General features: G+C 70.9%; 22 protein-coding genes. 5 read left to right on the top strand and 17 right to left on the bottom strand.

Going from position 1 to position 22,119, the window contains the following annotated elements; genetic code table 11:
* Window positions 1-48 precede the first annotated feature (48 nt).
* The 12 genes from ACFLIM_RS11065 to ACFLIM_RS11010 all read right to left on the bottom strand — a co-directional run bounded on the left by ACFLIM_RS11065 (window position 49) and on the right by ACFLIM_RS11010 (window position 12,620).
* Entirely contained in the window at window positions 49-441 is a 393-nt protein-coding gene (locus ACFLIM_RS11065; protein WP_393164397.1) for an RrF2 family transcriptional regulator, read from the bottom strand.
* A 63-nt stretch (window positions 442-504) separates the two neighbouring features.
* Window positions 505-1,443: a sulfite exporter TauE/SafE family protein gene (locus tag ACFLIM_RS11060; protein WP_393164396.1), complete on the bottom strand. Its 939-nt coding sequence runs from the start codon at window positions 1,441-1,443 to the stop codon at window positions 505-507.
* A gap of 102 nt (window positions 1,444-1,545) precedes the next feature.
* Window positions 1,546-2,709, bottom strand: a complete 1,164-nt coding sequence (locus ACFLIM_RS11055) for an MsnO8 family LLM class oxidoreductase (protein WP_393164395.1) — start codon at window positions 2,707-2,709, stop codon at window positions 1,546-1,548.
* Window positions 2,706-3,740 carry an LLM class flavin-dependent oxidoreductase gene (locus ACFLIM_RS11050; RefSeq protein WP_393164394.1) on the bottom strand — a complete coding sequence of 345 codons (1,035 nt, stop codon included), beginning with the start codon at window positions 3,738-3,740 and terminating at the stop codon, window positions 2,706-2,708. The genes ACFLIM_RS11055 and ACFLIM_RS11050 overlap by 4 nt, the downstream gene beginning before the upstream one ends.
* On the bottom strand, window positions 3,737-4,897 hold the full coding sequence (locus ACFLIM_RS11045) for an LLM class flavin-dependent oxidoreductase (RefSeq protein WP_393164393.1): 1,161 nt from the start codon (window positions 4,895-4,897) through the stop codon (window positions 3,737-3,739). Before ACFLIM_RS11045 ends, ACFLIM_RS11050 begins: the two co-directional genes overlap by 4 nt.
* Window positions 4,894-6,216, bottom strand: coding sequence for an NtaA/DmoA family FMN-dependent monooxygenase (locus ACFLIM_RS11040; protein ID WP_393164392.1), 1,323 nt, complete (start codon window positions 6,214-6,216; stop codon window positions 4,894-4,896). The genes ACFLIM_RS11045 and ACFLIM_RS11040 overlap by 4 nt, the downstream gene beginning before the upstream one ends.
* 46 nt (window positions 6,217-6,262) lie before the next feature.
* Window positions 6,263-7,882 carry a dipeptide ABC transporter ATP-binding protein gene (locus tag ACFLIM_RS11035; protein ID WP_393164391.1) on the bottom strand — a complete coding sequence of 540 codons (1,620 nt, stop codon included), beginning with the start codon at window positions 7,880-7,882 and terminating at the stop codon, window positions 6,263-6,265.
* Window positions 7,879-8,682 (bottom strand): ABC transporter permease, encoded by an 804-nt coding sequence (locus tag ACFLIM_RS11030; protein WP_393164390.1) that lies wholly within the window; start codon window positions 8,680-8,682, stop codon window positions 7,879-7,881. The genes ACFLIM_RS11035 and ACFLIM_RS11030 overlap by 4 nt, the downstream gene beginning before the upstream one ends.
* 1 nt (window position 8,683) lies before the next feature.
* The gene (locus tag ACFLIM_RS11025; RefSeq protein WP_393164389.1) at window positions 8,684-9,589 is read right to left on the bottom strand and encodes an ABC transporter permease; all 906 of its coding nucleotides are present in this window, start codon (window positions 9,587-9,589) and stop codon (window positions 8,684-8,686) included.
* Window positions 9,586-11,196: an ABC transporter substrate-binding protein gene (locus ACFLIM_RS11020; protein ID WP_393164388.1), complete on the bottom strand. Its 1,611-nt coding sequence runs from the start codon at window positions 11,194-11,196 to the stop codon at window positions 9,586-9,588. Before ACFLIM_RS11020 ends, ACFLIM_RS11025 begins: the two co-directional genes overlap by 4 nt.
* Before the next feature lie 88 nt (window positions 11,197-11,284).
* Window positions 11,285-12,325 carry an endo-1,4-beta-xylanase gene (locus ACFLIM_RS11015; RefSeq protein ID WP_393164387.1) on the bottom strand — a complete coding sequence of 347 codons (1,041 nt, stop codon included), beginning with the start codon at window positions 12,323-12,325 and terminating at the stop codon, window positions 11,285-11,287.
* 103 nt (window positions 12,326-12,428) lie between these two features.
* Window positions 12,429-12,620 carry a hypothetical protein gene (locus ACFLIM_RS11010; RefSeq protein ID WP_393164386.1) on the bottom strand — a complete coding sequence of 64 codons (192 nt, stop codon included), beginning with the start codon at window positions 12,618-12,620 and terminating at the stop codon, window positions 12,429-12,431.
* A 66-nt stretch (window positions 12,621-12,686) separates the two neighbouring features.
* Between ACFLIM_RS11010 and ACFLIM_RS11005 the strand changes: the two genes are divergently transcribed.
* Entirely contained in the window at window positions 12,687-13,496 is an 810-nt protein-coding gene (locus ACFLIM_RS11005) for an MIP/aquaporin family protein (protein WP_393164385.1), read from the top strand.
* Window positions 13,497-13,505: 9 nt separating this feature from the next.
* Here the strand turns inward: ACFLIM_RS11005 and ACFLIM_RS11000 are convergent, their stop codons facing one another.
* The gene (locus ACFLIM_RS11000; RefSeq protein ID WP_393164384.1) at window positions 13,506-14,066 is read right to left on the bottom strand and encodes an NADPH-dependent FMN reductase; all 561 of its coding nucleotides are present in this window, start codon (window positions 14,064-14,066) and stop codon (window positions 13,506-13,508) included.
* 121 nt (window positions 14,067-14,187) lie between these two features.
* Here ACFLIM_RS11000 and ACFLIM_RS10995 point away from each other — a divergent pair, with 121 nt between their 5' ends.
* Both ACFLIM_RS10995 and ACFLIM_RS10990 read left to right on the top strand, forming a co-directional pair.
* On the top strand, window positions 14,188-15,120 hold the full coding sequence (locus tag ACFLIM_RS10995) for an AraC family transcriptional regulator (protein ID WP_393164383.1): 933 nt from the start codon (window positions 14,188-14,190) through the stop codon (window positions 15,118-15,120).
* Window positions 15,121-15,195: 75 nt separating this feature from the next.
* On the top strand, window positions 15,196-16,263 hold the full coding sequence (locus ACFLIM_RS10990) for a hypothetical protein (RefSeq protein ID WP_393164382.1): 1,068 nt from the start codon (window positions 15,196-15,198) through the stop codon (window positions 16,261-16,263).
* Here the strand turns inward: ACFLIM_RS10990 and ACFLIM_RS10985 are convergent.
* Together ACFLIM_RS10985 and ACFLIM_RS10980 are read right to left on the bottom strand one after the other, a co-directional pair.
* Window positions 16,260-16,433, bottom strand: a complete 174-nt coding sequence (locus ACFLIM_RS10985; RefSeq protein ID WP_393164432.1) for a helix-turn-helix domain-containing protein — start codon at window positions 16,431-16,433, stop codon at window positions 16,260-16,262. The two genes, ACFLIM_RS10990 and ACFLIM_RS10985, sit on opposite strands and share 4 nt — an antisense overlap.
* Window positions 16,434-16,501: 68 nt before the next feature.
* Complete coding sequence (locus ACFLIM_RS10980; protein WP_393164381.1) at window positions 16,502-19,258, bottom strand: helix-turn-helix transcriptional regulator; 2,757 nt, start codon at window positions 19,256-19,258, stop codon at window positions 16,502-16,504.
* A gap of 102 nt (window positions 19,259-19,360) precedes the next feature.
* Here ACFLIM_RS10980 and ACFLIM_RS10975 point away from each other — a divergent pair, with 102 nt between their 5' ends.
* Together ACFLIM_RS10975 and ACFLIM_RS10970 are read left to right on the top strand one after the other, a co-directional pair.
* Window positions 19,361-19,975, top strand: a complete 615-nt coding sequence (locus tag ACFLIM_RS10975; RefSeq protein ID WP_393164380.1) for a LysE family translocator — start codon at window positions 19,361-19,363, stop codon at window positions 19,973-19,975.
* Window positions 19,976-19,980: 5 nt separating this feature from the next.
* Window positions 19,981-20,520, top strand: a complete 540-nt coding sequence (locus tag ACFLIM_RS10970) for a TetR/AcrR family transcriptional regulator (protein WP_393164379.1) — start codon at window positions 19,981-19,983, stop codon at window positions 20,518-20,520.
* Window positions 20,521-20,524: 4 nt separating this feature from the next.
* Here ACFLIM_RS10970 and ACFLIM_RS10965 read toward each other — a convergent pair whose 3' ends face one another.
* Together ACFLIM_RS10965 and ACFLIM_RS10960 are read right to left on the bottom strand one after the other, a co-directional pair.
* Complete coding sequence (locus ACFLIM_RS10965; protein ID WP_393164378.1) at window positions 20,525-21,721, bottom strand: hypothetical protein; 1,197 nt, start codon at window positions 21,719-21,721, stop codon at window positions 20,525-20,527.
* A gap of 9 nt (window positions 21,722-21,730) precedes the next feature.
* The gene (locus ACFLIM_RS10960; protein WP_393164377.1) at window positions 21,731-22,111 is read right to left on the bottom strand and encodes a RidA family protein; all 381 of its coding nucleotides are present in this window, start codon (window positions 22,109-22,111) and stop codon (window positions 21,731-21,733) included.
* Window positions 22,112-22,119: the final 8 nt, after the last annotated feature.

The raw sequence follows: 22,119 nt of genomic DNA, 5'->3' as shown, positions 1-22,119 counted from the left end.
GGGGAGAACGTGATGATGCCGGCGCCGAACAGACAGACGTGGGCCCGCCTACGGCGTTTCGAGCTCGGCGGAGTCCACGATGTCGGCGAGGGTGATCTCGCTCAGCAGGGCGTCCTCGTTGCTGCGCAGCTGGGCCCAGATCTCGGCCAGCGGAGCGGCGGCCTTCGGGAAGGGTCTGGTGGCCTGCTCGACCCCTTCGGTGACGCGGATCACGTCGGCCAGCGCGATCTCCTTGGCCGGGCGGGCGAGCCAGTAGCCGCCGTCGGGGCCGCGCTGGCTGCGGATGAGGCCGGCCCTGCGGAGCTGGAGCAGGATGTTGTCGCAGAACCGGCGGGGAATCTCCTGGGTGTCGGCGATCCATTCCGCGTGCACGGGACCGTCGGCTTCGGCTAGGGCGAGCATGGCGCCAAGGGCGTACTGGGTGCGGGCAGAGATTCTCATAGGCGTGTCAGCGCGGCGGGCCCGGCTCTCGCTGGGAGAGAGCCGGGCCGGGCAGCGCGGGCCTCAGGCGGAGGCCGTCTCCTCCTCTGCGGTCCGGCGCTGCAGCTCCGTCTCCACCGCTTCGACCGACTCGTTGGCCTTGTCTCGGCGGTATTCGCGCACCGAGTACGCGATCGCGGCCGCCCAGATGACGGCGATGACGATGTACGCGATCGTCTGCACGCCACCCGAGGCGTCGATCCAGTCGCTGCGCAGCAGGGTACGCACGTTGGTCAGCACGATCACGCCGCCCACGGCCGAGCCCAGGATGCGCGGCGGGATGTGCCGTACCAGCCAGGCGGCGATCGGCGCGGCGATGACCCCGCCGAGCAGCAGGACGCCGACCCAGGCGAAGTTGATGTTCTCGGAGCCGATGCCGACGAAGAAGCCGATGCTGGCGGCGATCGCGACCAGGAACTCGCTGGCGTCGATGGAGCCGATCACCTTGCGCGGCGCCATCCGGCCGCTGGCCAGGATGGCGGGCGTGCCCACCGGTCCCCAGCCGCCACCGCCGGTCGCGTCCACGAAGCCGGCCAGCAGGCCGAGCGGCGCCAGGAACCGCCTGCGCAGCGGCTTGCCCAGGTTGCCGCGCGGCAGCCCGAAGGCGGTGAACCGGACCAGGATGTACGCGCCCAGGACCAGCAGGATGATCGACATGACCGGGGCGGCGACGTCGGTCGACAGGCTGGACAGGAACGTCGCTCCGGCGAAGGCGCCGACCGCCCCCGGGATGCCGATCTTGGCGACGACCTTCCAGTCGACGTTGCCGAAGCGCCAGTGGGAGATGCCCGAGGCGAGCGTGGTGCCGATCTCGGCCAGGTGCACCGTGGCGGAGGCGGCCGCCGCGTTGGTGCCGATGGCGAGCAGAAGCGTGGTCGAGGTGACGCCATAGGCCATGCCCAGGCTGCCATCGACGAGTTGGGCCGCGAAGCCGACTAGCCCGAGCAGAATTAATGCTCGCACCGGCCTCCCCTTTCCTATCATTCCTACTATAGAAGTAGGAATAGCATTCATCCATTTCAAGATCGAGTCAAGCCGTCGGGCGATCACTTTTCACCCGGGTCGTCATGCGGAGCTGCCTTGCCACTCCCTGGCCAGCAGCTCGAAGGAGCGGACGCGGTCGGCGTGGGTGTGGGTGATGGTGGTGACCAGCAACTCGTCCGCGCCCGTGACGCGCTGGAGCACCCGCAGTCGCTCTGCCACGGCCGCCGGCGTGCCGACGAACTGGGTGTCCACCCGGTCCGCGACCAGCGCCCGGTCCGCCTCGCTCCACACGTGCGCGTCGGCCTCCTCGATGCTCGGGTACGGGATCGCGCCCTGGCCCGTGCGGATGCTGCGTACCCAGAGCCCGTACGGCTTGGCCAGCTCGGCCGCCGTCGCGTCGTCCGCGGCCACGACGGCGTCCGCGGAGACGATGACGTACGGCTCCTCCAGCACCGCGGATGGCTTGAACGCCTCCCGGTACGCCTCGACGGCCTCCAGCACGGAGGCCGGGCTGACGTGGTAGTTCGCGGCGAACGGCAGCCCCCGCTCGCCCGCCACCTGGGCGCTCTGGCCGCCGCTGCTGCCCAGGATCCACAACTCGACGTCGGCGCCCTCGCCGGGCACGGCGTGCGCGGCCAGGCCGTCGGGGGAGGTGTAGGTGCCGCCCAGGAAGGCGATGATTTCGTCCACCTGCTCGGCGAAGTCGGGCGTCCGCGCGCCGGGCTGCTGCAGCAACGACGCCTGGAAGGCCAGGTGCGGGGACTTGATGAGCACGGAGTAATCGAACGGCGGCGGAATGAGCAACCCGTCGACCACCCGCGCCGCCACAGGACCGCTCGACGCGCCACCAGCCGGTGCGGGTCCGATGGCGCCGCCGGCCGGGGGCCGGCCGGTCAGTTCGGCTCGGCGTTGGCCTGAGCGGCCGAGGCCCAGGTCGATGCGGCCCGGGTGCAGGGCGTCGATGAGGCCGAACTGCTCCACCACCGCCAGCGGCGTCTGGTGCCCGAGTTGCACGGCCCCCGACCCCACCCGGATCCGCCGGGTGGCCGCGGCGACCAGGGCGATGAGGACGGCCGGAGCCGAGCTGGCCACCCCGGCCGCGAAGTGGTGCTCGGCGAGCCAGTAGCGCCGGTAGCCCAGCGAGTCCGCGCGCTGGGCGAGGTCCAGCGTGTTGCGCAGCGCGTCACCGGCCCCGCCGCCCGACGGGATCGGCGCCAGGTCGAGGATGGACAGGGGAACCGTCATGACTGCCCTCCGGGGAACGGCCTGCTGGGAATCTCCTTGCGCAACACGGGTGCGATCTCGGCCTGGAACAACTCCAGCGCTTCCCTGTGCTGCTTGTCCGTCAGCCCGTCGGCGTCCGCGTGCAGGTGCATCACCTCGTGGCCGAGCCGGTCGTGATACCGGTGGACCTTGTCGATGATCTGCTGCGGGCTGCCGACCAGGATGGAGCTGCGCTCGATGGCGTCCTCCAGGGTGTGGAAGACCGGCGGCACTCCGTACTTCTTGAAGGTTTCCAGGCGGGCGTTGAAGATCGGCCGGTACGTCTCGATCGCCTCCTGGGAGTTCCTGGTGGCGTAGTAGCCGGCGCTGCCGGCCCCGACCAGGGCGGCGGCGGGGTCGTGGCCGTAGTGAGCCCACCGTTCCCGGTAGTAGGCGACCAGCTCGGCGTAGGGTTCGATGGGGTTGGTGACGTTCGCGGAGAAGAGGGGGTCGCCGTAGAGGGCGGCCAGGTCCACCGACTCCTTGCTGGTGGCGCTGCCGTGCCAGACCCGGATCGGCTGCTGCAGCGGCCGCGGCCAGGTCTCCGCGTCCGTCAGCGACGGCCTGAACCGCCCCTCCCAGGTGACCTTGTCCTCGCGCCAGAGCCGGCGGAACAGCTCGTATCCCTCGCGGTTGCGGTCCCACTGGTCGTCGGCGGTGACGTGGAAGAGCTGGGCCTGGGCGGCGCCGTTGCCCTTGCCGATGATCAGTTCGAGGCGGCCGCCGGAGAGGTGGTCGAGGGTGGCGTAGTCCTCGTACGCCCGGACCGGGTCCAGCAGGCTGAGCGTGGTGACGGCGGTGAACAGCCGGATGTGCGAGGTCTTGGCGGCGATGTGGCTGAGCACCACGGGCGGCGAGGAGGAGATGAACGGCCGCTCGTGCCGCTCTCCCACGCCGAAGCCGTCGAAGCCCAGCTCCTCGGCCAGGATCGCGTTGTCGACGACCTCACGGAACCGCTCGTTGGTGGGCTTACGACCGTCATGAACAATCAAGGTGATAGCCAGAAATTTCACGCAATGTCAGCTTTCTGGAGGGCGTAACGGTTGACCGGCTGCGGCAAGCCGAGGTGTCCGCGCAGGGTGCCGGCCTCGTACCGGCTTCTGAAGGCGTCGCGCGCCTGGAGCGCCGGGACGAGCTGCCGGGTGATCGCCTCGAGGTCGCGTGGGATGGCCCCCGGCCGCAGCCGGTAGCCCTGGATGCCGGCCTCCCGCCAGTCCAGGAGCAGGTCGGCCAGCTCGTCGGCGGTGCCGGCGAACACGTACGCGTCCGAGGCGAGCTCCGCACCGGCCAGCTCGTCGAGCCGGGCTTTGCGGGCCTCGGCGTCGTCGCCGACGAAGACCAGCAGGTCGGCGAAGACCTTGAGCGGCCGCTGCTGAACGCTCCTGACCTGCTCGACGATGGCCGCCGCCCCATCCGGACTGTGCGGGGTCACGAAGACGACGTCGGCCGCGCGGGCAGGCAGCTCGTACGGCACCCGCGATCCGCCATGATCGAGCACCGCGACCACCGGCTGCCCCTGCGGCGGCCGCGGCGTGATCGACGGGCCCTTGACGGAGAACCGGGCCCCGGCGAAGTCGATGTAGTGCAGCTTGTCCCGATCGATGAACCGCCCCGTGGCCACGTCCCGGATCTCGGCGTCGTCCTCCCAGCTGTCCCAGAGCCGCCGCGCCACCTCCACGGCGTCGGCCGCCTCCCCGAACAGCTCCTCGATGAGCTGGTGGTCGAGCGCCGGAATCTCCCTGCGGCCGAAGTGGGCGGCCTCCGTGCCGCGGCCCGAGACCTGGACCCGCCAGCCCGCGCGCCCCAGGCTGACGTGGTCCAGGCTCGCGATGCCGATCGCCACGTGGAACGGCTCGGTGTGCGTCGTCGTGGCCGTCGGCACCAGGCCGAGGTTCGTGGTGAGCGGCGCGAGGGAGGCCGCCAGCAGCACGGCGTCGAACCGCCCGTGTACCTGGTCGGTGCGCTCGTCAGGGCCGTCGAGCGGGGTGGACTGCAGCCCCAGGGCGTCCTCCATGGTGACGAAGTCGAGCAACCCGCGCTCGGCCTCGGCCACCAGCCCGGCCCAGTGGCGCAGGCCGAACAGCTCGCGCGCCCTGACGGCCGGGTCCCGCCAGGCCGCCGGATGCCACCCCGCGCCGTCGAGCGCGACGGCCAGATGCAGGTGAGTCATGCGGCTGCTCCCAGCCCGAGGTGCTCGCGCAACGTCGCGCCCTCGTAGTCGGTACGGAAGGCGCCGCGTTCCTGCAACAGCGGCACCACTTTGGCCACGAAGTCGTCGAGCCCGCCCGGCGTGAGATGCGGCACGAGGATGAACCCGTCAGCCGCGTCCGCCTGCACGAACTCCTCGATCTGCCGGGCCACGGTCGTGGGCGAGCCCACGAACGACTGGCGCCCGGTCAACTCGATCACCAACTCACGAATGGAAAGCCCCTTCTCCTGGGCGATGGCCCGCCACTTGGCGGCCACCGCGAGCCGGTCGGCCACCTGCACCCGCCCTTGGGACACGTCCTGCTCCACCACGGGCTCCACCTCCGGCAGCGGACCGTCGGGGTCATAAGCCGACATGTCACGACCCCAGATCTGCTCCAGGAAGGCCAGCGCGGTCTGCGGCCCCACCTGGAGGCGGCGGATCTCGGCGGCCTGCTCGGCCGCCTCCGCGTCGGTGTCCCCGAGCGCGAACGTCGCCGCGGGCATGATCTTGAGCTGGTACGACGCCCGCCCGTACTGGGGCAGCCGGCGTTTGACGTCGGCGTAGAAGGCCCGGCCCTCCTCCAGGGTGCCGTGGCGGCTGAAGATGACGTCGGCGGTGGCGGCGGCGAACTCCCTGCCCTCGTCGGAGTCGCCCGCCTGGATGATCACGGGATGCCCCTGCGGGCCGCGCGGAACGTTGAACCGCCCCTCGACGGTGAAGTGGCGGCCCCGGTGGCGTACCGGCCTGATGGCGCCGTCCCGTAGGAACCGGCCGCTCTCCTGGTCGGCGAGCACCGCGTCGGGCCGCCAGGAGTCCCAGAGGGCGCGCGACAGCCGGACGAACTCCTCGGCCCGGGTGTAGCGCTCGGAACGGTCCAGGTAGCCGCCGCGACGGAAGTTCTCGCCGGTGAAGGCGTCGGAGGTGGTGACCACGTTCCAGGCGGCCCGGCCCTGGCTGAGGTGGTCGAGCGTGGCCAGGCGCCTGGCCAGCTCGTACGGCTCGTTGAAGGTCGCGTTGACCGTGGCGGCGAGGCCCAGCCGCTCGGTGACGGCGGCGAGCGCGGCCAGCACGGTGAGCGCCTCCGGGCGGCCGACCACGTCGAGGTCGTGGATGCGGCCCTTCAGCTCACGCAGCCGCAACCCCTCGGCGAGGAAGAAGAAGTCGAACTTGCCGCGTTCCGCGGTGCGGGCCAGGTGCTGGAACGAGGCGAAGTCGATCTGGCTGCGGGAGCGTGGGTCGGCCCAGACCGTGGTGTTGTTCACACCCGGAAAGTGGGCGGCCAGATGCACCTGCTTCATTGAGGGCTCCTCAAACAAATAAAAGCCTACTTTAAAAGTAGGAAAACTAGACATGAGTGTCAAGATCGGGCAGTCGGGGAACGGCTTCGACCAGCGCCTGGGTGTAGGGGTGCCGGGGCCGGGAGAAGACCTCCTCGACGTCGCCCTCCTCCACCACCCGGCCGTCCTTCATGACCAGGACGCGGTCGCTCAGATGGTGCACGACGCCGAGGTCGTGGCTGATGAACAACATGGCGGTGCCGTACTCCGCCTGGATCTCGGCGAGCAGGTCGAGGACCTGGGCCTGGATGGAGACGTCGAGCGCGGAGACGGGCTCGTCGCAGACGAGCACGTCGGGGCGGGGGCCGAGGGCTCTGGCGATGGCGACGCGCTGGCGCTGACCGCCGGAGAGCTCCCTGGGATGGCGGTCGGCCACCTCGGGCGGCAGCCCGACGCGGGCCAGCAGGTCGAGCACGCGGGCGCGGCGCTCGCGCCGGGGCAGGCCGAGGGGCTCGGCGACCAGGCGGCCGACGGTGTGGCGGGGGTCAAAGGAATCGGTCGGGTTCTGGGAGATGAGCTGGATCCTGGGGCGGAGGGGGCGGCGCCGGCGTTCCGGGACGCCGCTCCACTGCCGCTGGTGCAGGCTCACGCGGCCGTCGTCGGGGTCGAGCAGGGCCAGGGCCAGCCGGGCGAGCGTGGTCTTGCCGGAGCCCGACTCGCCGACGACGCCCAGGGTCTCGCCTTCGTGCAGGGTGAAGGAGACGTCGTCGACCACGCGGCGCGGTCCGTACGACTTCGTCAGGGCGGTGCCGGCGAGGACCTGCGCCGACGGGTTCGGCGCGCGAGGTGGCAACGGCGAGGCGCCGCCGGAGAGGCGGGTGCCGCGCGAGGCGGCGGAGGGGACGGCGGCCAGCAGTGAGCGCGTGTAGTCGTGCGCCGGCGCCGCCAGCACCTGGCCGACCGGTCCTTCCTCGACGACGCGGCCATCCTTCATGACCAGGATGCGGTCCGCCATCGAGGCCACGACGGCGAGATCGTGGCTGATCAGCAACAACGCGCTGCCCGCCGCCTTGCGCTCGGCGAGCAATCGCAGGATCTGGGCCTGGACGGTGACGTCGAGCGCGGTGGTCGGCTCGTCGGCGATGATCAGGTCCGGCTCCGCCGCGATGGCCGAGGCGATCAGCACCCGCTGCCGCAACCCGCCGGAGAGCTGGTGCAGGTGCTGCCGGGCGCGGACGGCGGGCTCCGGAACGCCGACCGAGTCGAGCAGTTCCAGCACCCGTGCCGCCCGCCGGGCGCGCGGCACGACGTCGTGCACGGCCAGCACCTCCCCGATCTCGGCGGCCACGGTGCGCAGCGGATCGAGCGAGACCAGCGCGTCCTGGGACACCAGCCCGGCGAACCTGCCGCGCAACCGCCGCCAGTCCGCCGGCCCGAACCCGAGCACGTCCCGCCCGCCCACGCTGAACCGCGCCGCCCGCACCGTGGCGCCCGGCCCGGCGAGACCGAGCAGCGACCGCGCCGTGACGCTCTTGCCCGATCCGGACTCCCCGACGATCGCCACGCACTCCCCCGGCGCGACGGACAACGACAGGCCGCGCACGACCTCGTTCGCGCCGAAGCCCACCCGCAGGTCCTGCACGGCCACCAGCGTCGAGACGGCGGGCGGGGCGGCGTACGTGGTCATGGTGTTCTTCCTTCGAAGCGGCGTTGCAGGCGGCGTCCGACGACGGTCAGGCAGACGACGGTCAGCGTGACGGCGACCCCCGGGAACAGCGCCTCCCACCAGGCGACCCGCAGGTAGTTGCGGGCCTCGGAGAGCATCGCGCCCCACTCGGCGGCCGGGGGTTGCGGCCCCATGCCGAGGAAGCTGAGCCCGGAGGCGGCGATGACGGCCTGGCCGAGCCCGATCGTGGCCAGGACGGGGATCGGCCCGAGCACGTTGGGCAACACGTGACCGGCGACGATCGAGGCGCCGGAACGCCCGAAGGTGACGGCCTGCTCGACATATCCGGCATGTCGCACCACGAAGGTCTGGGCGCGGATCACGCGGGCGTAGTTCGGAATCTGCGCGACGGCGATGGCGAAGATGACGTTCCCGGTGCCGGGGCCGGTGATCGCGATGACGAGCAGCGCCAGCAGGAGTTCGGGCAGCGTGGACAACACGTCGAATGCGCGGGCCAGCGCCTCGTCCAGCCATCTCGGCGACAGCCCGGCGGTCAGGCCGAGCAGCACGCCCGCGGCCACCGCCAGCCCGGTCGCCGTCACGCCGATGCTGAGCGAGTGGCGGGCGCCGTACACGACCCTGGACAACACGTCGCGGCCGAGGTGGTCGCTGCCGAACCAGTGCGTGCCGCCGGGCGGGGCGAGCGCGCTGAGCGGGTCGGCGGCCAGCGGATCCATCCCGGTGAGCAGGCCGGGCACGGCGACGGCCACCGCCAGGACGGCGAGGAACACCAGCGGGACGATTCCCCCGACCAACCGCATGTCAGCCCCCAATGCGGGGGTCGATGGCGCGGTAGGCCAGGTCGAGCAGCGTGCTGATGACCACGTACACGATCGCGGACATCAACACCACGGCCATCACCACCGGCATGTCCCGCCCCGTGACGGCCTGCATCGCGACCTGCCCGAGCCCCGGGCGGCCGAACAGTATCTCGGTGATCACCGCCCCGCCCAGGAGCGTGCCGGTGAACCAGCCCGCCAGCGTGACGGCCGGGATCAGCGCGTGCCTGAGCGCGTGCCTGGCCACCAGCATCCGCTCCGTCAGCCCGCGCGCCCGCGCGGTGACCGCGAACGGCTGCTCCAGCGCCCGTTCGAGCCCCCCGCGCAGCACCTGTCCGAGCACGCCCGCGATCGGCAACCCCAGCGCCAGCGCGGGCAGCACGAGCGCCTGCGCCCCCGAGGCGCCGGACACGGGAAACCAGCCCAGCGTGAACGAGAACACCGACAGCAACACGAGCCCGATGAGGAACGGCGGCACCGACACCGACACCAGCTCGGCGGCCGAGGCCGTGCCGCGCAGCCACCGTCCCCTGCCCGCGGTCGCCACGGCGATCACCCCGGCCAGCGTCACCCCGACCGCGGCGGCGGCCAGCGTGAGCTGCGCGGTGGGTCCCACCTGGGTGGCCAGGATGTCGCCGACGCCGAGCTGCAGCTGGTACGAGCGGCCGAGGTCGCCGTGCAGCAGCCGCCACAGGTAGGACAGGTACTGGATCACCTCTGGCCGGTCGAGGCCCCATTCGGCGACGATCCGGGCCCGGATCTCCGGCGTGTCCGCGCCGTCGCCGATCAGGATGTCGATGGTGTCACCGGGAGCGAGCAGCAGCGCGACGTACGCGGTGGTGGCCGCGGCCCACAACACCGCGATCCCGGTGAGCAACCGGCGGATCACGTGCCGATCCGGACGTCGTAGGCGTTGCGCGGCGTGCCCGAGCCCGGGTCGAAGCCGAGCCCCTGCACGGTCTTCCGCGCGGCGATCTGGTCCGCGGGCACGTAGATCGGGAACACGATCGCCGTGTCGGTCACCACCGCCCGCTGGACGTTCGCGTAGAGCTCCTTGCGCCGGGCCTGATCGGAGATGGCCGAGGCGTCCGCGAGCCACTTCTCCACCTTCGGGTCCGAGAAGCGGGTCCGGTTGATCGCGCCCTTGCGCGGCAGGATGAGGTTGAGCGCCGCGCCCGCGTCGGAGTCGCCGCGGGAGTTCTCGAAGATCTCGTACTCGTTGTCGTCCAGGGCCTTCTGCGCCGTCCCCTGGTCCACGATCTTGACCTGGAAGTCGATCCCGGCGCTCTGCTTGACCTGCGCCTGGATGGCCTGGGCGAGGACGTCGCGGCGGTCCCGTACGAACGGGGCCGAGGCGACGGTGCGCACGGTGAGCCGCTTGCCGTCCTTGACCCGGAACCCGTCGGCGTCGCGCTGCTTCCACCCGGCCGCGTCGAGCAGGGCGTTGGCCTTGGCCGCGGCGCCGCCGTAGGTGCCCTCCAGCGAGGCGTCGTAGAACGGGCTGGCCTTCCCGACCACGCTCCACGCCCTCGTGGCGGTGCCCTGATAGACGGCCTTGAGCACCGTGTCCACATCCGCGGCCTCGCGGAACGCCTGGCGTACCCGCTGGTCGGAGAAGGGGGCGCGGGAGGTGTTGAAGTAGTAGGAGAAGGAGGTGCCCGAGTTGAGCGCGGTCTGGTACGTCAGGTCAGGATCGCTCTTGATCAGGTTGGCCTCGGTGGCCGGGACACCCTCGATGACCTGCACCTGACCCGAGGTGAGCGCACCGACGCGGACCGCGGCCTCGGGCAGGAACCGGTAGGTGAGCTCGGAGAGGTACGCGGGCCCCTGGTGCCCGGCCCCGGCGGGCGGCCACTTGTAGTTGGGGTTGCGCTTGTAGTGGATCTCCTGACCCTGGACGAACCGGTCGAGGATGAACGGCCCGGTGCCGACCAGGTCGGGCCCGCCGAACTTGAGATCCTTGGCGGAGCTCAGCGACTTCGGCGAGACCTGCCCGGCGTAGGGCGAGGCGAGGAAGTCGAGGAAGAGCCCGTCGGGCTGCTTCAGCGTGATCTTCAAGCTGGTCGGCGACAGGACCTCCGCCTGATCGAACGCGCTGAGCTGGATCGCGGCGACGGCTGGGTTGTAGCCCGGCTTGCGAAACTGTTCGAGGTTGGCCTTGACCGCGGCGGCGTCGAACGTGGTGCCGTCGTGGAAGGTCACGTCGTCGCGTAACTCCAGCGTGTACGTCAGCCCGTCATCCGACACCTTCCACGACTTGGCCAGCCACGGCTGGAACGACCCGTCCGCGGTCTTGGCGAGCAACGCGTCGAACTGGTTGAACACCAGCAGCCTGACCTTGTTCTGCGCCCACTGCTGCGGGTTCAGAGTGATCGGCTGGGTCTCGATCGCCCAGGTCAGCGAACTGGCCTGGGCCTGCTGGGCGGGTTGCGCGGACCCGCAGGCGGTCAGCGTGACGACGAGGAGGAGGGGCGCCATGCCCTTGATTCGCTTCACGGGCCATCCTTTGCATATTACCTATTCAAAAGGTAGGTAATGCATGAATGGCTGTCAACGGCTAGATCTACGGCAGGCGCCCCGGTCTCTAGCGAGGGGCCTTCACCGCCAGCAGCGCCCGGTACGCGGGCTTCGGCGCCAGGTTCTCGTCGAGCAGGCAGGCCGCGCCCTGGCCCGCGAACCAGCCGGGCACCCACGAGTGCCGGTCGGTGAAGCCCCAGACGGTGAGCTCGCGGCAGGCCTCGACGCTGAGGCAGTCGGTGAGCGCCCGCCGGTAGTAGTCGGCCTGCTTGGCCAGCTTCTCCTCGGTCACCGGCAGCTCCATGCGCGCGTCCAGCTCGGTGATCGCGACCTCCAGGCCCAGGTCGGCGAAGCGGCGCATGACGTTCGCCCAGTCGCCCGGGTAGTCGTACTGGATGCCGAGGTGACCTTGGAAGCCGATGCCGTCGATCGGCACCCCGCGCGCCTGGAGGTCCTTGACCAGGGAGAGTGTGGTCTCGATCTTGGGGGTGTTCCATTCGAGGTTGTAGTCGTTGATGAACAGCTTGGCGTGCGGGTCGGCGCGGTGCGCCCAGCGGAAGGCGTCGGCGATGTAGCCGGGGCCGAGGTGGGTGAGCCAGAGGCTCTGCCGCATCGTGCCGTCCTCCTCCACCACCTCGTTGACCACGTCCCAGGCCCTGATCTTGCCCTTGTAGCGGCGGACCTGGGTGGTGATGTGGTCGCGCAGGATCGTCCTGAGCTCGTCGTCGCCGATCGTGCCGTCGGCGACGCCCGTGGTCAGCCAGGCGGGGAGCTGGTTGTGCCAGACCAGGGTGTGGCCGCGGACGCTTTGCTTGTCGCGCTTGGCGTTCTCGACGAGGGCGTCGGCGTCGGCCCAGGTGAACCCGCCCCGCGCCGGCTCGACGGACTCCCACTTCATCGCGTTCTCGGCGGTGACCTGGGTGAACTCGCGGTTGAGCACCTTGCGGTAGTCGGCCTCGCCGCGCAGGGCGGCGATGTCGACGGCGGTGCCGATCCTGATGCCCTGCTGCTGAGCCAGCTCCCGCAGGTCACGCGGGGTGCGCGGGTGGGCTTGCGCGGGAAGTGGAGCGGCGAGTACGAGCGCCAGGGCGATGATGAGGGGCTTCACCGGTGACCTCCGAGGCCTGGGGGGCGACACGCCTCCGAAAGTTTCGGAATTGTGTCGATAATTTCACGGGTCGCCGGAAACGTAAGCGGTCGCGGCCTTTTGGTCAACCCGCCGTCAGGTGGAGCGTCTTCGCCTCGGCGAGCGTGGCCCGTTCCGCCGCCACCAGGCGCCGGCAGCGCGCGACCTCCTCCGCCACCCTGGCGTCGTCCCAGCCGAGCACGTCCGCCATGAGCCGGGCGAGCGTGGCGTCGAGCACGCCGGTCAGCCCCATGGCACATCCCTCACTTTCCGTCACGAGTTACGCACAGATCGTATGCATTCCCGGGAATAGGGAATGGCACACAGAGGCAAGGGGGTGGCTGTGGCCGGACGTCTCGGCCCGCTGGGGCTGGCCGGGGAACTGATCGCCGAGTTCGCCGGGACGATGGTGCTCATCCTGTTCGGCGCGGGGGTGGTCGCCCAGGTGGTCGCGGGCGGCCTCGGCGACCACGACAGCATCGCGTGGGCGTGGGGGATCGGGGTCGCGCTCGGCGTCTACGTCGCGGGCCGGACCACGGGCGCGCATCTCAACCCGGCGGTCACGCTGGGGTTCGCGGCCTTCCGCGGCTTCGCGTGGCGCAAGGTCGTGCCGTTCGCGCTGGCGCAGACCGCGGGGGCCTTCGTCGCGGCGCTCATCGTGCGCTGGAACTACACCGAGTTGCTGGCCATGGCGGACCCCGGGCACACGGTCAAGACCCAGATCGTCTTCTCGACCCTGCCGGGCAACGGCACCCTGCCGGTGGGCCTGTGGGGCGGGCTGCGGGACCAGATCATCGGCACCGCCATCCTGCTCTTCGTCATCTTCGCCCTGTCCGACACCCGGAACATGGCGCCGAGCGCGAACCTGGGCCCGGTCGTCATCGGCCTGCTCATCGTCGGCATCGGCATGGCCTACGGCGCCGACGCCGGCTACGCGATCAACCCGGCGCGCGACTTCGGCCCGCGCCTGGCGAGCTTCCTCACCGGGTACGGCGGCGCCTGGCGAGACCAGTACGGCGACCTGTACTTCTGGGTGCCCATCGTCGGCCCGGTCATCGGCGGGATCATCGGAGCCGGCCTGTACCAGGCGTGCATCGCCCGCTTCCTGCCGCCGGGCGAGGACCGCGACTCCGTGAAGCCCTCGGGCGACTGACCCGACGCTTTATGGCACCCGCAGCGGGCGCAGGGCGCCGCCCCAGGCGAGCACCTGGTCGAGCACGAGGCCCAGCTTGTCCTCGTGCGCGGCGGCGGGCTTGAACTCGGCGGCGTTCTCGAAGTCGGTGTAGATCGAGAGCGTCACCTGCTGCACCACGGTGGCCACGCCGACCATCGCGAGGATGTGACGCAGGTGCTCGACCGCCCGCACCGCGCCGTCCACGCCGTAGCCGACGAAACCGGCCGCCTTGTTGTTCCATTCGGCGTACAGGAAGTCGATGGCGTCCTTGAGCGCGCCCGTGATCGAGTGGTTGTACTCGGGTGTCACGAAGACGAACGCGTCGAAGGAGTCGATCTTCGCCGACCAGCGCTTGGTGTGCTCGTGCTGGTAGTCGCCCATGGCCGGGACGTTCGGCTCGTCCAGGTGGCCCAGGGCGAAGTCCTTCAGGTCGACCAGCTCGTACTCGGCGTCGCCGCGTTTGGCCGCCAACTCGTGTACCCACCTGGCCACGGCTTCCCCGTTGCGTCCCGGACGGGTGGTCCCCAGGATGATGCCGACCTTGGTCATCTCGATGCCTTCCTCAGTGGATCGGTGTTCCGTGAACAACCGTAGAAGCCTCACCTGAGATAACCAATGCGTCAATGTCTACTATTCATACGTGAGAGTCTCCACGTATAGACTCCGCTGCATGGATGTCCTGAGTGACGTCGTGGCCCTCATGCGCACCGGCCGCCCGACCTCCGCCCGCATCTCCTGGCGCGCCCCCTGGGGCCAGGCCTTCCCGCCGGTGCCCGGGTCCGCGGGTTTCCAGATGATCCTGCGCGGATCGTGCTGGCTCATCCCGCCCGGCGGCGGTCCCGTGCCGCTGAGCGTGGGCGACGTGGTGTTCCTCCCGCACGGCGACGGCTACGGCCTGACCGACGACCCCGCCAGGCCGCTCGCCGCCGCTCCCGCCTGCGACCCGTACCAGGACACCGGGTTGTTCGCCTCGGCCGACTTCGGCGGCACCGGGGCCGAGACGGTCACCCTGTGCTGCGGCTACCAGCTCGACCCCGGCAGGACCCATCCGGTGCTGGGCGCGCTGCCCGACGTCATCCACCTGCCCACGACGCTGGGCCGCCATCCGGAGCTCAGGGCCGCCGTGGAGCTGCTGGCCGGCGAGATCGACAACCCCCGCCTGGGCGCCGACACCGTCGTCACGTCCCTGCTCGACATGCTCCAGCTGTACATCCTGCGCGCCTGGTTCGACCGCGAGGGCGAGGCGTGCGCGCACACCGGCTGGGCCGCCGCCCTGGCCGATCCGGCCATCAGCCGCGCGCTCGACGCCATCCACCGCGCCCCCGCCCAGCGCTGGACGGTCGAGTCGCTGGGCGCCTATGCCGGGCTCTCGCGCGCCGGCTTCGCCCGTCGCTTCACCAGCCTCGTCGGCCAGCCGCCGCTGGCCTACCTCACCTGGTGGCGCCTGGCGTCGGCGGCCCTCCTGCTGCGCGAGTCCGACGCCTCGGTGGCGGAGGTGGCCACCCGGGTCGGGTACGGCTCCGAGTTCGCCTTCGGCAACGCGTTCAAGCGGGAGTACGGCCTGGCCCCGGGCAAATACCGCCGCCAGGTCTGCGACTCCTGACCTCCTTGACAGCCTCTTGTTGGTTTTCGTGAGGTAGTTGGGGCAGAAGGTAACTAATTACCCCACAATGGAGGGATGGCATACCCTCCGCAGCCTCCGCAACCTCAGCCCCAACCGCAGGATCCTTGGGGCGCGCAGGGACAGGGAGCGCCGCAGGGTTACGGCGGCCCGCCAGGCCAAGGCGCTCACCAGCCCGGTTACGGCCCGCCACCCGGCCAGGGGCCTCCGCAACCCGGCTACGGCCAGGGCGCCACACAACCCGCCTACGGCCAGCCACCCGGGCAGGGCGCCACGCAACCGGGCTACGGCCAACCGCCCGGACAGGGTTTCCCCCAGCAGCCGGGCTACGGGCCGCAGCCCGGTCAGGGCGGCGGACAGTACGGGCCACCACCGGTCCAGTACGCCCGCCAAGCCTCGGGAAACCGCGTCAGCGTCCTGATCATCGGCATGGTCATCGGCTTGACCGTGGTCGTCCTGGGCGGCGGCGCGGCAGGCGCGTTCATCTTCCTCCGCACCCCCGACCCCATGCCCACCATCGCCATGCCCACCACCGACCCCTTCCCCACCACAACCACCCCGCCACCGTCCGACCCGCCGTCCGACCCGCCCTCGTCCGAGCCCAGCACCACCCCCACCGAACCGGAGCCGACGACGAGACGCCCCGACCCCGGATCGCCGCTCAAGGACACGGAGTTCGACGACTGGAACTTCAAGCTGGGAAAGGTGAAGCTCGAGGCCAGGAAGGTAGGCGGCTGGACGTACGACAGCTGCGACCCGGTGGACGGTCAGGGCGTGCTGGCCAAGTACGACTGCGAACGCGCCATCCAGCTCGCATACTCCGCATACGGCGGGCACATCAAGGCCGTCCAGGTCATGATGTCCTTCCCCACCGAGCAGGCCGCCAAGACGACGGCCACGCGGCTGGCGAAGCTGACCTCCGAGGCCGTGAACTGGAAGAAGGACAAGGCGCACAGCAAGTACGCCTACGGCAAGATCCGTTCGAGCGCGTCCAAGAAGTACGTCGTCGTCACGGTCCTCACCGCGGACAAGACGGCCAAGTCGCTGGCCACGTACTACCACTCCTATTTGCAGAGCGACCACGCGAGCTACTTCCTGCTGCGCGACCTGACCATCACCAGCTAACCGCCCGCCACGCCCGACGACCTGCGGAACTCCGCGGGCGGCAGCCCGTACGCGGTGCGGAACGTGCGGTTGAACTGCGCGGCGTCGGGGAAACCCCATCGGGCGCCCGTCGCGCGTACCGGACGTTCTGACAGGGCGGGGTCGAACAGGTCGCGGCGGCAGCGCTCCAGCCTGCGCCGCTATGTGCGACCGCATCTCAGCGTGTCTGTGCCGTTATGCATACTGACGGGCCCGGTGGCTAGGCCAGCAATCCCCGCTGCCGCCCCGCCGCGGCGGCCTGGGTGCGGGTGGACACCTCCAGCTTCCCCAGGATGTTGGACACGTGCACACTCACCGTCTTCTGCGCGATGAACAACCGCCCCGCGATCTCCCGATTGGTCAGCCCTTCCGCGACCAGCCGCAACACCTCGACCTCCCGAGCCGTCAGCCCCCCATCACCCTGACCGCCACCCCCGCCGAACCGCGCCCGCCGCCCGAACTCCAGCAGCGCGTTCTCCAGCGGCACCGCCCGCAACTTGCCCGCCGTCTCCCTGGCCAGCTCCCACTCCGCCTGCGCCCCCTCCCGGTCGCCGGCCGCCAGCAGCGCCTCGGCCAGCCGCCACCGGGCGCGCGCCGTCTCGTAGACGAACCCGAAGTCGAACGCCGCCACCACCTTCCGCCACAACGAGACATCGAGCCGCCCGTGCACGCGATGCCACTCGGCCTCGACCCGGACCGCCCAGGCCCGCCCTTCGGGCCCCAGGTGCCCGCCCTCGCCGGTGGGACCGCGCTCGACGGCGAAGCGGGCACGGGACAACAAATCGTCGGCCCCTTCGGTGGTGCCCAGCTCGGCCAGCGCCCACAACCCGATCGCGGCCAGCCGCAGGGTGCCCGGGTCTCCCTCGATCATCGGCGCCATCACCGCCCGCACGTGGTCGAGCGCCGCCGCGGGATCGCCGTGCCACAACGCGTGCTCGGCCGCCAGCCCCCTGGACATGTACGCGGCCAGCTCGTCGGACCAGAACGGCCGCAACCAGCTGAGCCGGCTCTCGACGGCGGGCAGATCCCGCGCCACCTCGACGAACAGCGCGAACGACGACAGGATCGCCTCCGGCAACGTCCCCACCCGCGCCGGGAAGCTACCCGCGACCGCCTCGGCCTGATCCCATTCACCGGCCACGTAGTGGATCAGGAACCGGAGGAACCGCAGGTCGGTGCCGTAGGTGCTCCACCTGAGCCCGGTGTCGAACGCCACCCGGATGCCGTCGTCGGCCACCTCGGCCGCCTGCCCGAGCACCCCCTGCTCGTAGTGGATGCGGGCGTGGTGGAAGCGGGCGCGCAGGTCCATGGCCAGGTCGCCGGTGCCCTCGGCGGAGGCGGTCTCGACCAGCTCGTGGGCCCTGGCCACGTCGCCCTGGTGCTCGACGTAGGTGGCCAGCGTGAGCAGCGCGCCCACCTCGGCGTCCCTGGCTCCGGCCGCGCGGGCGGTCTCCAGCGCCCGCGTCGTGAGCGCCTCCACCTCCCGGTGACGGGGGCTCCACAGCAGCGTGCGGGCGTAGGTGGCCAGGGCCCGCGCGAGCGCGCCCTGGTCCTCCGCCCCCTCGACGGCCCGCTCCGCGGCCGCGATCGCCCGGGACTGGTCGTCGGTCTCGTAGAGGTAGTAGGCGAGCCGCTCGTTGACCTCGGACGTCGGCGGCAGGGCCCGGAGCTGGACGATCGCCCGGTGGTTGTCGCCGCTGTCGGCCGCCATGACCGCGCTGCGGAAGGCCAGCTCGGCCCGGCTCTCCCCGGCCAGCTCGGCCGCGCCGTCCACCCGCTCCCACAGGCCCAGCGCCTGGTCGTAGTGGCTGTGCGCCTCGGCGGGCGCGCCGAGGCGCTCGGCCAGCCGCCCCGCCTCGGCGGAGGCGGCCAACGCCCCGGCCAGATCGTGCCCCGCGAGGTAGTGGTGCGCCAGCTCGGCCGGGGCGGTGAGCAGCCGGGCGAAGGCGGCATGCAGCCGGGTGCGCTCGCCGGGCAGCAGATCGGTGTAAACCGCCTCCTGCAGCAAGGCGTGGCGGAAGGTGTATCCGTAGCCGTCGACCCTGAGCAGCCCGCGCGAGACGATCTCCCTGACCGCCTCCTCGAACTCGGCCAGCGGCAGCCCCGACACCTCCCGCAACAACTCGTCCTCCACCCGCCGCCCCGCCACGGCGGCGGCCCGCAGCACCCGCTGCCCCGGCTCCGACAGGACCTCGACCCTGGACATCAGCAGGCTGGCCAGCCCGTCGGGCAGGCTGTCGCCCTCGGCCACGGCCGCGAACAGCTCCTCCGCGTAGAACGGGTTGCCGTCGGCGCGCGACACGATGAGCCCGAGCTCCTGAGCATCAACCTCACCCAATGTGGTGACATAGTCGGACATGTCACCAGACTTCAGCGGCCCCAGCTCGACATTCATCACCGTGGGCAGCCGCTTCAGCTCGGCCAGCACGGAACGCAGCGGATGGCGCCGGTGGAGGTCGTCGGTGCGATAGGTGCCGACCACGCAGACCCGCTCGGTCTGCACCATCCGGCTGAGGAAGACCAGCAGGTCACGGGTGGAGCGATCGGCCCAGTGCAGGTCCTCGATCACGAACAGCACCGGCTGCACATCCGCGAGCAGTCCGAGCAGCGACCCGAACAACCGCTGCTGGGTCAGCCCGGTCGAAGGCGCGCTCTCCATGCCCGGCAGCAGCTGACCAAGCATGGGATGGGCGGCGGCGGCCTCGCGCACGCCCGGCTCCGCGCCGCGCAACGCGTCGGCCAGCGGCAGGTACGGCAACGTGTCACCGAGCTCGGCACACTGCCCGACCAGCACGTTGAACCCGCACTCGCGCGCCTGCCCGACCAGCTCGGTGATCAGCCGGGTCTTGCCGATGCCCGCGTCCCCGCCGACGAGCGCCACTCCGGCCGTGCCCTCGGCGGCGAACTGGAGCACCCGCACGAGTCTGGCCAGCTCAGCAGAGCGCCCAACGAGAAGACCGCTTACGCCAGAAGTCACGCCAGAAACTATGCCACGCCCTACTGACATCCGATTGGTCCAGAAAACTGACCAGATATTGGCCTTATTCGACATACCAAGACCACTTTACGCTGCTATTTCGTGATTCCTCCCACGACTTTCGCCTTCTTCGTGACGGCCTCCCTGGCCCTGGTGCTCATTCCGGGCCCGAACCACCTCTATATCACCGCCAGAGGGCTCGCCCAGGGCCGGGCGGCGGGCCTGGCCAGCGCGTTCGGCGTGGAGACCGGCACGCTCGTGCACATCGCGGCCGCCGCCGCGGGCCTGTCGTACCTGATCTCGCGGTCCGCGACGCTCTTCGCCGTCGTCAAGTGGGCAGGCGTGGCGTACCTCGTCTACCTGGGCATCCGCGCCTTCACCGGCAAGCAGGAGCAGGGCAGCGCGCCGGCCCCGCAACCGCTGGGCAAGGTGTTCCTCGAAGGCGTGCTTGTCAACGTGCTCAACCCCAAGGTGGCGCTGTTCTTCCTGGCGTTCCTGCCGCAGTTCGTGGACCCCGGCGCGGGCTCGCCCGCGCTGCAGGTGGTGCTGTTCGGCCTGACGCTGCTGCTCCTGGGGCTGATCTCGGACATGGTATACGCCTTCACCGCCGGCGCCCTCGGCACCCGCCTCAACAACAAGACCAGAACCCTCCGGTACGTCAGCGGCGTCGTCTACCTCGGCCTGGGAGTGGCCACCGCGTTCGCCGGGAGAAAATGAGGTCCATGGCGCCGAGGAAGCAGCAGGAGATCTTCGATGCGACGTTGCGGCTGGTCGCGGAGAAGGGCTACGACGGGCTGACCGTCGAGGGGGTCGCCGAACGTTCCGGCGTCAACAAGACGACGATCTACCGCTGGTGGCCCTCGAAGGCCGCGCTGCTCGGGGCGGCCCTGGTCGAGTCCGACGTGCTGGGCTTCGAGGCGCCGGACACCGGCAGCCTGCGCGGCGACCTGGTCGCCCTGGTCGAGGGCATCAGGCGGCTCCTCACGGAGCCTCCGGGCAGCGACATCGCCGTGGCCGCGCTCGGCGCCGCCGTCCGCCACCCGGAGCTGGACGCCCGCCGCTTCTTCTCCGACCGGTTCGCCCGCGAACGGGAGATCTTCGACCGTGCGGTACGCCGCGGCGAGCTGAAGCAGTCGGTCGACCCGATGCTGATCGTCGACCTGCTGGCCGGGGCCGTATGGATGAGGACGGTCTTCAGGGGCCTGCCCGTCACGGACGACTTCCCCGTGGAGGCGGTCGCCGCCCTCCTCGACGGGATCTAACCGTCTACAGCGCCTCGGCCAGCGCGGCCGGGATGCGGTCGAGCACCGGATGCGGCACCAGCCCATAGGCGTAGAAGTCCACCGCGAGCGCCCCTGCCGCCTTGGCCCCCCGGGCCTTGGCCACCAGCCGGTCGGCGGAGTCGCTGTCGGGGTAGCCGGGCCGCAACACGGCGCGGACCTCCCGATCCTTGCCCACGGACCGCAGATAGGCCCCCACGTCGTCGGCAACCCGAGCGGCGTCCCGCGCATAGCCGAGCACGCCGAAGGCCGGGACGAGGTCCCCCAGCGCCACCAGATCGACCCCGAGCTGCCAGGCGTCGTGCGCCGCCAGGCCGGGCGTGGGCAGCCCGTCGGCGTACCCCTTGACCCCCCCGGTCGAGTCGATGAACACCAGCCTGGACCCCTCCTCGGCCACCGCCGAGGCCACCTCGGACACCAGCGTGGTCACGGTCTCGGACCGGGCCCGGGCATAGGCCACCACGTCGGGCCCCGCATAGGCGGTCAGCGCCGCCCTGGTGACCTCCCCCTGCGCGGCCGGGTCGCCGTCGAACACCCCGCCCACGATCCTGGCGCACTCGTCGCGTGCCACCTCGGCGTTCACGCCCAGGTCGGTGGCCCGCCGCATGCAGTAGTCGCAGAAGCAGAGCCCGAACAGGTACGCGTCCATCGGCCCGAGCGGCACGAACGAGCGTTGCGGCTTGAGCGGCCTGAAGTGCAGCGACTCGGCCACCACGCTGTCGACCCCGAGCCTGGCCACCGCCCTGGCCAGCGCGACCGCGTATTCGCGCACGTCGGGATGGGCGGGGCAGAGGTCAGTGAGCGAGCCGCGGTCGCCGAAGCAGTCGCGTACGGTCACATCCGGATGCTCCGTGCCGATCGTGGCGTTGCGCAGGAAGACCGTCCACCCGTGGAGCTTCATGGACCGCTTCGCACAGGCCTCGCGAAGCCCGTCGAAAGCGTTCAGGTAGCCGGGAACGGGAGAGAGCCGGAGCCCGGAGAACAGTTCGGGTGGCGGGCTGAAGTGGGCGCCGTCGTGCCGGATGGTGAGCCTGGACAGTCCGTGCGGGGTGACGTCGCGGGAGGCGTGGTGCACGGCGCCGACGGTGACGCCGGCCACGCCGTAGCCGCTGATCCTGTCGAGCACCCGCTCGACGCCCTCGCCGCGCAGGTCCTCGACGAAGACGTACACCGAACTATCCACAACCAGACCTTAAGCGCTCTTGTACGCGACGAAGTCGATCTCCACCAGGATGTCCAGCAGCTCGGACCCCACGGTCGTGCGCACGGGGTACGGCTGGCTGAAGTACGACTTGTACACCTCGTTGTACGCGGCGAAGTCGCGCTTGAGGTGCTGCAGGTGGACCGTGGCCTTGACCACGTCGTCGAAGCCGAGCCCGTGGGCGGCGAGGATGGCGCCGAGGTTGCGCATGACCTGGTGCGTCTGGGTGGCCACGTCGTCGCCGACGATCTCGCCGGTGTGCGGGTCGAGCGGCCCCATGCCGGAGGTGTAGACGAAGTCGCCCACCACGAGACCCTGCGAGTAGGCGCCGATCGGGGCAGCGCCTTCGGTGGTTTTCAGCTCCTTTTTCACGACTTCTC

It is taken from the genome of Nonomuraea marmarensis (assembly GCF_043197025.1).
GTDB lineage: Bacteria > Actinomycetota > Actinomycetes > Streptosporangiales > Streptosporangiaceae > Nonomuraea > Nonomuraea marmarensis.
This window is presented reverse-complemented; position numbering and strand designations above follow the sequence as displayed.

Coding starts and splice junctions, on each gene's coding strand:
- ACFLIM_RS10995 (WP_393164383.1), top strand. CDS start 14,188: ATGGATGTCCTGAGTGACGTCGTGGCCCTCATGCGCACCGGCCGCCCG.
- ACFLIM_RS11000 (WP_393164384.1), bottom strand. CDS start 14,066: ATGACCAAGGTCGGCATCATCCTGGGGACCACCCGTCCGGGACGCAAC.
- ACFLIM_RS11045 (WP_393164393.1), bottom strand. CDS start 4,897: ATGACTCACCTGCATCTGGCCGTCGCGCTCGACGGCGCGGGGTGGCAT.
- ACFLIM_RS10990 (WP_393164382.1), top strand. CDS start 15,196: ATGGCATACCCTCCGCAGCCTCCGCAACCTCAGCCCCAACCGCAGGAT.
- ACFLIM_RS10970 (WP_393164379.1), top strand. CDS start 19,981: ATGGCGCCGAGGAAGCAGCAGGAGATCTTCGATGCGACGTTGCGGCTG.
- ACFLIM_RS11065 (WP_393164397.1), bottom strand. CDS start 441: ATGAGAATCTCTGCCCGCACCCAGTACGCCCTTGGCGCCATGCTCGCC.
- ACFLIM_RS11030 (WP_393164390.1), bottom strand. CDS start 8,682: ATGCGGTTGGTCGGGGGAATCGTCCCGCTGGTGTTCCTCGCCGTCCTG.
- ACFLIM_RS11035 (WP_393164391.1), bottom strand. CDS start 7,882: ATGACCACGTACGCCGCCCCGCCCGCCGTCTCGACGCTGGTGGCCGTG.
- ACFLIM_RS11055 (WP_393164395.1), bottom strand. CDS start 2,709: ATGACGGTTCCCCTGTCCATCCTCGACCTGGCGCCGATCCCGTCGGGC.
- ACFLIM_RS11040 (WP_393164392.1), bottom strand. CDS start 6,216: ATGAAGCAGGTGCATCTGGCCGCCCACTTTCCGGGTGTGAACAACACC.